This window comes from Streptomyces sp. NPDC029956 (assembly GCF_055574655.1).
The window spans coordinates 80301-92938 of record NZ_JBVHZJ010000005.1; the positions used below are offsets into that span (position 1 = coordinate 80301).

General features: G+C 71.1%; 12 protein-coding genes. 9 read left to right on the forward strand and 3 right to left on the reverse strand.

What is annotated here, in order from left to right; genetic code table 11:
- Positions 1-124 precede the first annotated feature (124 nt).
- From gap to ACZ4XX_RS05530, 9 genes are all read left to right on the forward strand, one after another.
- A complete protein-coding gene (gene gap, locus ACZ4XX_RS05490) occupies positions 125-1135 on the forward strand; it encodes a type I glyceraldehyde-3-phosphate dehydrogenase (RefSeq protein WP_266890588.1) in 1011 nt (336 codons plus the stop codon).
- A gap of 104 nt (positions 1136-1239) precedes the next feature.
- Positions 1240-2451: a phosphoglycerate kinase gene (locus ACZ4XX_RS05495; protein WP_468506656.1), complete on the forward strand. Its 1212-nt coding sequence runs from the start codon at positions 1240-1242 to the stop codon at positions 2449-2451.
- Between the two features lie 7 nt (positions 2452-2458).
- Positions 2459-3238 carry a triose-phosphate isomerase gene (gene tpiA, locus ACZ4XX_RS05500; protein WP_327161395.1) on the forward strand — a complete coding sequence of 260 codons (780 nt, stop codon included), beginning with the start codon at positions 2459-2461 and terminating at the stop codon, positions 3236-3238.
- Positions 3239-3335: 97 nt separating this feature from the next.
- Positions 3336-3566 carry a preprotein translocase subunit SecG gene (secG, locus tag ACZ4XX_RS05505; RefSeq protein WP_017238647.1) on the forward strand — a complete coding sequence of 77 codons (231 nt, stop codon included), beginning with the start codon at positions 3336-3338 and terminating at the stop codon, positions 3564-3566.
- A 77-nt stretch (positions 3567-3643) separates the two neighbouring features.
- Positions 3644-3979, forward strand: a complete 336-nt coding sequence (locus tag ACZ4XX_RS05510) for an RNA polymerase-binding protein RbpA (RefSeq protein ID WP_071891222.1) — start codon at positions 3644-3646, stop codon at positions 3977-3979.
- 189 nt (positions 3980-4168) lie between these two features.
- Positions 4169-5377, forward strand: coding sequence for an MFS transporter (locus ACZ4XX_RS05515; protein WP_468506657.1), 1209 nt, complete (start codon positions 4169-4171; stop codon positions 5375-5377).
- A gap of 56 nt (positions 5378-5433) precedes the next feature.
- Positions 5434-7086 (forward strand): glucose-6-phosphate isomerase, encoded by a 1653-nt coding sequence (gene pgi, locus ACZ4XX_RS05520; RefSeq protein WP_468506776.1) that lies wholly within the window; start codon positions 5434-5436, stop codon positions 7084-7086.
- Positions 7087-7090: 4 nt separating this feature from the next.
- Positions 7091-7591 carry a PH domain-containing protein gene (locus tag ACZ4XX_RS05525; protein ID WP_468506658.1) on the forward strand — a complete coding sequence of 167 codons (501 nt, stop codon included), beginning with the start codon at positions 7091-7093 and terminating at the stop codon, positions 7589-7591.
- Positions 7588-9234, forward strand: a complete 1647-nt coding sequence (locus ACZ4XX_RS05530; RefSeq protein ID WP_468506659.1) for a PH domain-containing protein — start codon at positions 7588-7590, stop codon at positions 9232-9234. Before ACZ4XX_RS05525 ends, ACZ4XX_RS05530 begins: the two co-directional genes overlap by 4 nt.
- A gap of 22 nt (positions 9235-9256) precedes the next feature.
- Here ACZ4XX_RS05530 and pgl read toward each other — a convergent pair whose 3' ends face one another.
- From pgl to zwf, 3 genes are read right to left on the reverse strand one after another with little or no spacing between them, the layout of a single operon-like run.
- A complete protein-coding gene (gene pgl / locus ACZ4XX_RS05535) occupies positions 9257-10039 on the reverse strand; it encodes a 6-phosphogluconolactonase (RefSeq protein WP_468506660.1) in 783 nt (260 codons plus the stop codon).
- On the reverse strand, positions 10036-11106 hold the full coding sequence (opcA, locus tag ACZ4XX_RS05540; protein ID WP_468506661.1) for a glucose-6-phosphate dehydrogenase assembly protein OpcA: 1071 nt from the start codon (positions 11104-11106) through the stop codon (positions 10036-10038). The genes pgl and opcA overlap by 4 nt, the downstream gene beginning before the upstream one ends.
- Positions 11103-12635, reverse strand: coding sequence for a glucose-6-phosphate dehydrogenase (zwf, locus tag ACZ4XX_RS05545; RefSeq protein WP_468506662.1), 1533 nt, complete (start codon positions 12633-12635; stop codon positions 11103-11105). The genes opcA and zwf overlap by 4 nt, the downstream gene beginning before the upstream one ends.
- Positions 12636-12638 lie beyond the last annotated feature (3 nt).

Here is a 12638-nt window from a genome sequence, read left to right on the forward strand (position 1 = left end):
GATGCGCTGGATGTCACTACGGGGGTCCTGTGGGGGTAGGGTCGTAAGCGGTCGGGGACATCCCAAAAAACAAAAATCTCGCCGGCGTCGTGCACACCGGCGTACCTAACGAGGAGATCGGTTCGTGACGATCCGCGTAGGCATCAACGGCTTTGGCCGCATCGGCCGGAACTACTTCCGCGCGCTCCTTGAGCAGGGTGCTGACATCGAGATCGTGGCTGTCAACGATCTGGGTGACACCGCGACCACGGCACACCTGCTGAAGTACGACACCATCCTGGGCCGTCTCAAGGCCGAGGTGACCCACACCGCCGACACGATCACCGTCGACGGCCGCACCATCAAGGTGCTCTCCGAGCGCAACCCGGCCGACATCCCCTGGGGCGAGCTCGGCGTCGACATCGTCATCGAGTCGACCGGCATCTTCACCAAGAAGGCCGACGCCGAGAAGCACATCGCCGGCGGCGCCAAGAAGGTCCTCATCTCGGCTCCGGCCAGCGACGAGGACATCACCATCGTGATGGGCGTCAACCAGGACAAGTACGACCCGGCGCAGCACAACGTCATCTCGAACGCGTCCTGCACCACCAACTGTGTCGCGCCGATGGCGAAGGTTCTCGACGAGAACTTCGGCATCGTCAAGGGCCTGATGACCACGGTCCACGCGTACACCAACGACCAGCGCATCCTGGACTTCCCGCACAAGGACCTGCGCCGCGCCCGCGCCGCCGCGGAGAACATCATCCCGACCACGACGGGCGCCGCCAAGGCCACCGCCCTGGTCCTCCCGCAGCTCAAGGGCAAGCTCGACGGCATCGCCATGCGCGTCCCGGTCCCGACCGGTTCCGCGACCGACCTGGTCGTGACGCTCGACCGCGAGGTCACCAAGGACGAGGTCAACGCCGCGTTCAAGAAGGCCGCCGACGACGGCGACCTCAAGGGCATCCTGTACTACACCGAGGACCAGATCGTGTCCTCGGACATCGTGGGCGACCCGGCGTCCTGCACCTTCGACGCCTCCCTGACCATGGTCCAGGAAGGCAACACGGTCAAGATCCTGGGCTGGTACGACAACGAGTGGGGCTACTCCAACCGTCTCGTCGACCTCACCGTCTTCGTCGGCGGCCAGCTCTAAACTTCAGGGCAGGCTTTCGATGTGAGCAGGGCTCGGGCAGCGCAACGCCGCGCTGTGCGAGCCCTGTTTGTGTGCTCCACCGCGTACCAAGGAGTCTGTGACAGATGAAGACGATCGACGAGCTTCTCGCCGAAGGCGTCTCCGGCAAGCGGGTGTTCGTCCGCGCCGATCTCAACGTGCCGCTCGACGGCACCACCATCACCGACGACGGCCGCATCCGCGCCGTCGTGCCCACGGTCAAGGCGCTCGCCGACGCGGGTGCCCGCGTCGTGGTCGCCTCGCACCTGGGCCGCCCGAAGGGCGCCCCGGACCCGGCGTTCTCCCTCGCCCCGGCCGCCGCGCGGCTCGGCGAGCTCCTCGGCGCCGAGGTGGCCTTCGCGACGGACACGGTCGGCGAGTCCGCCACCGCCACCGTCGCGGGCCTCTCCGACGGCGGGGTCGCCGTGATCGAGAACCTCCGCTTCAACGCCGGCGAGACCGCCAAGGACGACGCCGAGCGCGGCGCGTTCGCGGACCGGCTCGCCGCCCTCGCCGACGTCTACGTCGGCGACGGCTTCGGCGCCGTGCACCGCAAGCACGCCTCGGTCTTCGACCTCCCGGCGCGCCTGCCGCACGCCGCGGGCTACCTCATCGCCACCGAGGTCGGCGTACTGAAGAAGCTCACCGAGGACGTCAAGCGGCCGTACGTGGTCGCGCTCGGCGGCGCCAAGGTCTCCGACAAGCTCGGCGTGATCGACCACCTCCTGGAGAAGGCCGACCGCATCCTCATCGGCGGCGGCATGGCGTACACCTTCCTCAAGGCCCAGGGCCACGAGGTCGGCATCTCGCTGCTCCAGGAGGACCAGATCCCGGCGGTCCAGGAGTACCTGGCGCGTGCCGAGAAGCGCGGCGTGGAGTTCGTCCTCCCCGTCGACGTCCTGGTCTCGTCCGAGTTCCCGGACCTGAAGACCAAGGCTCCGGCCAACCCGACCACGGTCGCCGCGGACGCCATCCCGGCGGACGAGGAGGGCCTGGACATCGGTCCGGAGACCCGTAAGCTCTACGCCTCGAAGCTCGCCGACGCCGGCACCGTTTTCTGGAACGGTCCGATGGGCGTCTTCGAGCACCCCGACTACGCCGAGGGCACCAAGGCCGTCGCCCAGGCGCTCGTCGAATCCCCGGCCTTCACGGTCGTCGGTGGTGGCGACTCCGCCGCCGCCGTCCGCATCCTGGGCTTCGACGAGAAGGCATTCGGCCACATTTCGACCGGCGGCGGCGCCTCCCTCGAATACCTCGAGGGCAAGACGCTTCCCGGCCTCGCCGCACTGGAGGACTGACCCTTTCATGAGCAGCACCCGCACCCCGCTGATGGCGGGGAACTGGAAGATGAACCTCAACCACCTCGAGGCCATCGCCCACGTCCAGAAGCTCGCCTTCGCCCTGACCGACAAGGACTACGACGCCTGTGAGGTCGCGGTCCTGGTCCCCTTCACCGACCTGCGGTCCGTGCAGACCCTGATCGACGGCGACAAGCTCAAGATCAAGTACGGCGCCCAGGACATCTCGGCGCACGACTCCGGTGCCTACACCGGCGAGATCTCGGGCCTGATGCTGTCCAAGCTGAAGTGCGCCTACGTCGCCGTCGGCCACTCCGAGCGCCGGCAGTACCACGCCGAGAACGACGAGGTCTGCAACGCCAAGGTGAAGGCCGCCTTCAAGCACGGCGTGACCCCGATCCTCTGCGTCGGCGAGGGCCTGGACATCCGCAAGGCCGGGAACCAGGTCGAGTACACCCTCGCCCAGCTCGACGGCGGTCTGAAGGACGTCCCGGCCGAGCAGGCCGAGACCATCGTGATCGCGTACGAGCCGGTGTGGGCCATCGGCACCGGCGAGGTCGCCACCCCCGACGACGCCCAGGAGGTCTGCGGGGCGATCCGCGGCCGCCTCGCGGAGCTGTACTCGCAGGAGCTGGCCGACAAGGTCCGCATCCAGTACGGCGGCTCGGTCAAGTCCGGCAACGTCGGCGCGATCATGGCGCAGCCGGACGTCGACGGCGCCCTGGTGGGCGGCGCGGCCCTGGACGCCGACGAGTTCGTCAAGATCGCCCGCTTCCGCGACCAGTGAGTATGCGGTAGCGGAGTTACGTCGTACCCTTGCGGGGGTCGGGCAGGTGCCCGGCCCCCGTCCGTATAAGTCCGAGGAAGTTGGTCCAGCCGTGGTTATGGGGTTCTCGATCGCCCTCATCGTCTTCAGCGGGCTGCTGATGCTGCTCGTGCTGATGCACAAGGGCAAGGGTGGCGGCCTCTCCGACATGTTCGGAGGCGGAATGCAGTCCTCCGTCGGCGGCTCCTCGGTCGCCGAGCGCAACCTGGACCGCATCACCGTCGTGGTCGGTCTGCTCTGGTTCGCCTGCATTGTGGTACTTGGTCTGCTGATGAAGTTGGACGGGTAACTCCGAACACTGGACGCGCGTTGGGCCTTACGTAGACTGGGGCATCTTCGAGCACCATCACGCAGGGAGTTACGACCGTGGCAAGTGGCAACGCGATCCGGGGAAGCCGGGTCGGGGCGGGGCCGATGGGCGAGGCCGAGCGGGGCGAATCGGCGCCGCGCGCCCGCATCTCCTTCTGGTGCTCGAACGGGCACGAGACGCAGCCGAGCTTCGCCAGCGACGCGGCGATCCCCGAGACCTGGGACTGTCCACGGTGCGGCTTCCCGGCCGGTCAGGACCGGGACAACCCGCCGGACCCGCCGCGCACGGAGCCGTACAAGACCCACCTCGCCTATGTGCGTGAGCGGCGCAGCGACGCGGACGGCGAGGCGATCCTCGCCGAGGCGCTGGCCAAGCTGCGCGGTGAGATCTGAACACGGTGTGACGATGTGACGAACGGGCCCTGCCCGCGAACCCGGTTCGCGGACGAGGCCCGTTCGTCGTCCCCGGGGGTCCCCGGCCCGCCATCTCCGCACACGAGACGGCCCGTTGTCAGTGGCACCCCCTAACGTCGTCCGGAGGGCTCTTCGGATCCGGGGACGAACGGGGCGCACACCATGGCGATGACGGCGACAGCGGGCGGCAGGACCGCGCCCGCCTGGCGGGGCGGTTTCGGGAGGCTGTGGACGGCCGCGGTCGTCTCCCGCTTCGGCGACTCCCTGCGCACCGCCGCGATGCCGCTGCTCGCCGCCTCGCTCACCGACGACCCCCTCCTCATCGCCTCCGTCACCGCCTGCGGCTATCTGCCCTGGCTGCTCTTCGGACTGCTCGGCGGGGCCGTCGCCGACCGTGTCGACCAGCGACGGGCCATGTGGGCCGTCGACCTCGTCCGCGGCGCGCTCATGGCCGGGTTCGCCGTCGCCGTCGCGCTCGGACACGCCGGCATCGCCCTGCTCCTCGTCCTCGCCTTCGCCCTCACCACGCTGCAGACCCTCTTCGACAACGCCGCCACCGCACTGCTCCCCTCCCTCGTGCCCGCCGAGACCCTCGCCGGGGCCAACGCCCGCCTGATGACCGGTCAGCAGCTCGCGGGCGGGCTCCTCGCCGCACCCCTGGTGCCCGCCCTGCTCCTCGCCGGACCCGCCGTGCCGTACGCCGCGGACGCCGCCACCTACGTCCTGGCCGCGCTCCTCATCGCCTCCCTGCGGACCGGGGCACCCGCGAGGCCGCCCCGCCCCGCCGGATCCACCCTCCGGGCCGAGATGGCCGAGGGGCTCGCCGTGCTGCGCGCGGACCGGTCCCTGAGATGGCTCTGCACCGCCACCACCCTCTGCAACATCGGCATGGGCGCCCTCATCGCCACGCTCGTCGTCCTGGTCACCGACGGTCTCGACACCGGGAACACCGGATACGCGGCCACCGTCACCGCCTTCGCCGCCGGCGGTGTCGCCGGCGGGTTCCTGGCCCGCCGGATCGCCGAACGGACCGGACGGATACGCGCGGTGCTCCTCGCCGGGACCGTCCAGACCGGCTGCCTGGTCCTGTTGGGGACGGTGCCCGTCCTCGCGGTGTCGATCGGGGCCATGGCGGTGCTCGGCTTCATGGGGACCGTGTGGAACGTCCAGCAGACGACCCTCATGCAGGAGCGCGCCCCCGAGGGCATGCTCGGCCGCATCGCCGCGGCCTTCCGCACCCTCGCGGTCGCCGGTGCCCCGCTCGGGGCCGTGCTGGGCGGTGCGGCGGCCGCCGGCTGGGGACCGCTCACCCCGGCACTGCTCGCGGCGGCGCTGTTCGCGCTCGCCGTCGCGTCACTCGCCCCCCTGATCAATTAGGTTGGAGAGGCAGCGGGGCAGACAAGCAGTACGAGAAGAAGTGGGCGATGTCCGAGATGAACAACGAAGGCCGCACCAGGCTCAACCGGCTGCCCGAGTGGGCGGCCCTCGGCAAGCACCGTGAGCAGCTGGGCGAGACCCGGCTGCGCGACCTGTTCGCCGCCGACGCGGAGCGTGGCACCGGCTACGCCCTGCGCGTCGGCGACCTCTACCTGGACTACTCCAAGCACCTCGTCACCGACGAGACGCTGACCCTGCTGCGCGAACTGGCGGCCGTCACCGGCGTCGCCGAGCTCCGCGACGCCATGTTCCGCGGCGAGAAGATCAACACCACCGAGGACCGCGCGGTCCTGCACACCGCGCTCCGCGCCCCCCGCGGAGCCGTGATCGAGGTCGACGGGGAGAACGTCGTCCCCGGCGTCCACGCCGTCCTCGACAGGATGGGCGCGTTCTCCGACAAGGTCCGCGCGGGCGAGTGGACCGGCCACACCGGCAAGCCGATCAAGAACATCGTCAACATCGGCATCGGTGGCTCCGACCTCGGCCCCGCCATGGCCTACGAGGTCCTGCGCTCCTTCACCCAGCGGGACCTGACGCTCCGTTTCGTCTCCAACGTCGACGGCGCCGACCTTCACGAGGCCGTCCGCGACCTCGACCCGGCCGAGACGCTCTTCATCGTCGCCTCGAAGACCTTCACCACCATCGAGACGATCACCAACGCCACCTCCGCGCGGAACTGGCTCCTCACCGGCCTCAAGGCCGACCAGGACGCCGTCGCCAAGCACTTCGTGGCCCTCTCGACCAATGCCGAGAAGGTCGAGGAGTTCGGCATCGACACCGCGAACATGTTCGAGTTCTGGGACTGGGTCGGCGGCCGCTACTCGTACGACTCCGCCATCGGCCTCTCCCTGATGATCGCCATCGGCCCGGAGCGCTTCCGCGAGATGCTCGACGGCTTCCACCTCGTCGACGAGCACTTCCGCACGGCTCCGCCCGAGGAGAACGCGCCGCTGCTGCTCGGTCTCCTCGGCGTCTGGTACGGCGCGTTCTTCGACGCCCAGTCGCACGCCGTCCTGCCGTACTCGCACTACCTCTCCAAGTTCACCGCCTACCTCCAGCAGCTGGACATGGAGTCCAACGGCAAGTCGGTGGACCGCGAGGGCAACCGGGTCGACTGGCAGACCGGCCCGGTCGTCTGGGGCACCCCCGGCACCAACGGGCAGCACGCCTACTACCAGTTGATCCACCAGGGCACCAAGGTCATCCCGGCCGACTTCATCGGCTTCGCGCGGCCCGTCGACGACCTGCTGCCGGGCCTCGTCGGCCAGCACGACCTGCTCATGGCCAACTTCTTCGCCCAGACCCAGGCGCTGGCCTTCGGCAAGACGCCGGACGAGGTACGGGCGGAGGGCGTCCCCGAGGAGCTCGTCCCGCACAAGACCTTCCAGGGGAACCACCCCACCACCACGATCCTCGCCGACGCACTCACCCCGTCCGTCCTCGGCCAGCTCATCGCGCTGTACGAGCACAAGGTCTTCGTCCAGGGCGCCGTCTGGAACATCGACTCCTTCGACCAGTGGGGCGTCGAACTCGGCAAGGTCCTCGCCAAGCGGATCGAGCCGGTCCTGACGGAGGGCGAGGGCGCCGAGCACCTCGACAGCTCCACCGCCGGACTCGTGTCCGCCTACCGCACGCTGCGCGGACGGTAGAGCCATGACGGGGGAGAACGCGGTGCGGCTGCGGCCGCCCAGGAACGCCGTGGACGAGCGGGCCGTCGCCTGGTGGCGGAGCCGACTCCTGGCGACCACCGCCGTACCGGTGGCGGTCCTCGGCGTCCTCGGCGCCTTCATCGGGCCCGCCCGGTTCTGGCTGCTGGTCTCGGCCGGGGCCGTGGCGGTCCTGGGCCTCGCCTGTACCGCGTTCTTCCCCGCCTGGTGGTTCCGGGTGCACCGCTGGGAGGTCACCGAGGACGCCGTCTACGTCCGTACGGGGGCCCTCTGGCAGGAGTGGCGGATCGCGCCGATGTCCCGCATCCAGACCGTCGACACCTCGCGCGGCCCGCTGGAGCAGGGCTACCGGCTCGCCACCGTCACGGTGACCACCGCCTCCTCCAAGGGAGCGATCCGGATCGAGGGCCTCGACCACGAGCTGGCCGCCGAGCTGGCCGAGCGGCTGACCGTCATCACCCAGGCCACCCCCGGGGACGCCACATGAACGAGGCGGCGGACGAGGTGACCGTGAAGGCCGCGGACGAGGTCACCCGGACGGCGCCCGGCCCGGTCACCGACGGGAACGAGGACCCGGACTGGCGCCGCCTCGATCCCCGTACCGTCCTCGTCCGGGTCGTCCTCTTCGGCGGCGTCCTGGCCGGCGCCGCGCTGCCCGTCACCTTCGCGCTGGCCGGGCCGCGCCCGCTGTGGCAGGCCGCCGCCTGGGTGGCCGCGGGCGTCGCCCTCGCCCTGCTCGCCGACATCGCGGTCGAGACCGTCCGCCTCCGCCGCACCCGCTACCGGGTCGGCAGCGAGCGGAGCGAGACGGGGGCACCCCCGGCCGAAGGCGGGGGGAGGGTGGAGCTCCACACCGGTCTCCTCCTCGTCCGGCGTCGCTCGCTCGCCCGTGAGCGCATCCGCAGCGTCGACCTCACCGCCAACCCGCTCCAGCGCGTCCTCGGCCTCGTCAAGGTCCGTATCGGCACCGGTGAGCACACCGGCGGCGGCGACTCCACGCTCGAACTCGACCTGGTCACCCGGGCCGAGGGGGAGCGGCTCCGCCACGAGCTGCTCGCCCGGCCCGCCGCCGCCCCCGAGGCCCCGGACCACGACCCCGCTCTCGCGACGCTCGACCCGCGCTGGATCCGCTACGCACCCGTCTCCTTCCTCACCCCCGCGCTCGGCGGCGCGGCGGCCGGAGCGGTCATGCAGGTCAGCGAGTGGTTCGGCGTCCAGGGGGAGGTCATCGACTGGATAGGGGACCGGTTCCAGGACGTCTCCCTCCTCTGGACGATCCTCGTGCTGACCTTCCTCGCCACCGTCGCCGGAACCGTCGGCGCGCTCGGCCTCTGGGTCGAGATGTGGTGGAACCACCGTCTGGAGCGCGAGCCCGGCGGCACCCTGCGGGTCACCCGCGGACTCTTCACCGCCCGCTCGGTCTCCATAGAGGAGCGCAGGCTGCGCGGCATCGAGCTGGTCGAGCCGCTCGGCGTCCGCGCGTTCGGGGCGGCCCGGGTCGACGCCGTCGCCACCGGGCTCGTCAAGGACGACGACGACAAGCACGCCGACCTCAAGACCCTGCTGCCGGCCGCGGAGCGGGCGGTGGCCGACCGGGTCGCCGCCCAGGTCCTGCGCGAGCCGGAGCCGCCCACCGGGGCGCCCCTCGCCGTCCACCCCCGGGCCGCCCGCACCCGGAGGGTGCGCTGGGCGCTGGGGAGCGTCCTGCTGCCCGTGGCGGTTCTCGTCCTCCTCGGAGTGCTCCTCACCCCGGTCCTGCTGTACGCGGCGGCCGGCTGCGCGGTCGTCCTCGGCCCGGTCGCCGTGCTCTTCGCGCTCGACGCGTACCGCGCTCTCGGACACGGTGTCAGCGGCGCCTACCTGGTGACCCGTTCGGGTACGGTCCGGCGGGCCACGGTCGCCCTCCAGCGCTCCGGCGTCATCGGCTGGACCGTCAAGCAGTCGTACTTCCAGCGGCGGGCCGGCGTGCTGACCCTCACCGCGACCACGGCGGCCGGAGCGGGCGCGTACGACATCCTCGACGCGGGTCAGACCCAGGGCCTGACCTTCGCGGCCGAGGCCGTACCGGACCTGCTCACGCCCTTCCTCGAACCCGTACCGACGCAGGAGGCCCGGTCCACCGAGGGGTGAACCGGGCCTCCGGGGCGTCGTGTCAGGCGGACGCCGGCGGGTACAGACTCCGCGGCAGCTCCGAGGCCGCCGCCGCGTCCAGCAGCCACAGGGTGCGCGAGCGGCCGTAGGCGCCCGCCGCCGGGGCCTGCACCTCGCCCGCGCCCGACAGCGCGATCGCCGCCGCCTTCGCCTTGTCCTCGCCGGCCGCGAGCAGCCAGACCTCCTTCGCCGCCCGGATCGCCGGAAGGGTCAGCGAGACCCGTACGGGCGGAGGCTTGGGCGCACCGTGCACGCCGACCACCGTCCGCTCGGTCTCGCGGACCGCGGGCAGCTCCGGGAAGAGCGAGGCCACATGGGTGTCCGGGCCGACGCCCAGCATCAGGACGTCGAAGGTCGGCACTCCGCCGTGGTCACCGGGACCCGCGGCGGCGGCCAGCTCCTCCGCGTACGCGGCCGCGGCCGCGTCGACGTCGGAGCCGTACGGGCCGTCCGAGGCCGGCATGGCGTGCACCCGAGCCGGGTCGAGCGGCACCCGGTCGAGCAGCGCCTCCCGGGCCTGGGTGACGTTCCGCTCGGGGTCTCCTGAAGGCAGGAAACGCTCGTCGCCCCACCACAGGTCGAGCCGCGACCAGTCGATCGCGTCCCGCGCGGGCGCGGAACCGAGCGCCGCCAGCAGGCCGTTGCCGTTGCGTCCGCCGGTGAGCACGACCGAGGCGGAGCCGCGGGCCGCCTGGGCGTCCACGATCTTCGTGATCAGCCGGGCGGCCGCGGCCTCGGCCATCAGCTCCTTGTCGCGGTGGACGACCAGCTGGGGCGTGCTCACTTGGTCGCCGCCTTCTTGGCCGGGGTCTTCCTCGCGGCGGGCTTGGCGGCCGGGGCGGCCGGGGCGGCCGACTCCACAGCGGCTTCCGGAGCGGGCTCCGCGACCGTCTCCACGTCGACCTCGGGGGCGGTGACGGCCGCCTCCTCGTCGAGCCGCTCGAGGCCGAACTTGAGCGCCGTCGCGTAGGTGTCGTCCGGGTCCAGCCGGCGCAGCTCCTCCGCGATCAGCTCGGCCGTGTCGCGGCGCTTGAGCGCCACTGCGCGGTCGGGCTGCCCCTGGATGGAGAGCGTCGCGAGCGAGCCGTCGGGCCGGTCGAGGACGATCGGGCCGGAGCTGGTCTCCATCCGTACGGAGGTGAGACCGGGACCCGTCGACTTAGAGCGGCGCACCGGGATCTTCAGCCGCTCCGCCAGCCACATGGCGAGCAGCTCGACGCTCGGGTTGAACTCCTCGCCCTCGACCTCGGCGGAGGTCACCTCGCACACGACCTGGTCGAGCGCGGCGGCGAGCATCGAACGCCACGGGGTGATCCGGGTCCACGCGAGGTCCGTGTCGCCCGGGGTGTACGCGTCCGCGCGCGCGGTCAGCTCGTGGATGGGCTGCTCGGCGGCGTACGTGTCGGTCACCCGGCGCTGGGCGAGGGCGCCCAGCGGGTCCTTCGCCGGGTCGGTCGGCGCGTTGACCGGCCACCAGACGACGACGGGGGCGTCCGGGAGGAGCAGCGGCAGGACCACCGACTGGGCGTGGTCGCCGACCTCGCCGTACAGCCGGAGGACCACCGTCTCACCGGTGCTGGCGTCGGCGCCGAGGCGGACCTCGGCGTCGAGTCGTGCCTTGGAACGGTCCCGCGGGGAGCGCGAGACCCGCTTGATGACGACGAGGGTCCGCGAGGGGTGCTCGCGGGACGCCTCGTTGGCTGCCTTCAGCGCGTCGTAGGCGTTCTCCTCGTCGGTGACGATGACGAGGGTGAGCACCATGCCGACGGCCGGCGTGCCGATCGCCCGCCGCCCGAGCACCAGCGCCTTGTTGATCTTGGAGGACGTGGTGTCCGTCAGGTCGGTCTTCATGGCCGGCGCCAGCTCCGTCCGTCTCGTGCGAGCATCTCGTCCGCCTCGACCGGACCCCAGGTCCCGGACTGGTACTGCGCGGGCTTGCCGTGCTTGTCCCAGAACTGCTCGATCGGGTCGAGGATCTTCCAGGACAGCTCGACCTCCTCGACGCGCGGGAAGAGGTTGGAGTCGCCGAGCAGGACGTCGAGGATGAGCCGCTCGTACGCCTCGGGGCTGGACTCCGTGAAGGACTCGCCGTAGGCGAAGTCCATCGACACGTCCCGGATCTCCATCTGGGTGCCGGGCACCTTGGAGCCGAACCGCATCGTCACGCCCTCGTCCGGCTGGACCCGGATGACGATGGCGTTGCGGCCGAGTTCCTCGGTCGCGGTGGAGTCGAAGGGGGAGTGCGGGGCGCGCTGGAAGACGACCGCGATCTCGGTGACGCGGCGGCCGAGCCGCTTGCCGGTGCGCAGGTAGAAGGGGACGCCCGCCCAGCGGCGGTTGTCGATCTCCAGCTTGATGGCCGCGTAGGTGTCGGTCTTCGACTGGGGGTCGATGCCGTCTTCCTGGAGGTAGCCGACGGCCTTCGCGCCGCCCTGCCACCCGGCCGCGTACTGGCCGCGGACCGTGGACTCGCCCAGGTCCTTGGGCAGCTTCACCGCGCCGAGGACCTTGGTCTTCTCGGCGGCGAGCGCATCGGCGTCGAAGGAGGCGGGCTCCTCCATCGCGGTCAGCGCGAGCAGCTGGAGCAGGTGGTTCTGGATGACGTCACGGGCGGCGCCGATGCCGTCGTAGTAGCCGGCGCGGCCACCGATGCCGATGTCCTCGGCCATGGTGATCTGCACGTGGTCGACGTACGACCGGTTCCAGATCGGCTCGAAGAGGGTGTTGGCGAAGCGGAGCGCCAGGATGTTCTGGACGGTCTCCTTGCCGAGGTAGTGGTCGATCCGGAAGACCTCGTTGGGCGGGAAGACCTCGTGGACGACCTCGTTGAGCTCCTTGGCGGAGACCAGGTCGTGGCCGAAGGGCTTCTCGATGACCGCGCGGCGCCAGGAGCCGTCCTTCTGGTCGGCGAGCCCGTGCTTCTTGAGCTGCTGGACGACCTTGGGGAAGAACTTCGGCGGGACCGACAGGTAGAAGGCGAAGTTGCCGCCCGTGCCCTGTGCCTTGTCCAGCTCCTCGATGGTGTCCTTCAGCTGCTCGAACGCCTCGTCGTCGTCGAAGTCGCCCTGGACGAAACGCATCCCCTGGATCAGCTGCTGCCACACCTCCTCGCGGAACGGGGTGCGCGCGTGCTGCTCGACGGCGTCGTGGACCTCCTGCGCGAAGTCCTCGTCCTGCCACTCCCGGCGGGCGAAGCCGATGAGCGAGAAGCCCGGCGGCAGCAGGCCGCGGTTGGCCAGGTCGTAGACGGCAGGCATCAGCTTCTTACGGGACAAATCGCCCGTGACGCCGAAGATCACCAGACCCGACGGCCCCGCGATACGCGGGAGCCGTCGGTCTGCGGCGTCACGGAGCGGGTTGGCTCCGTGGACTGCGCTCAAAGT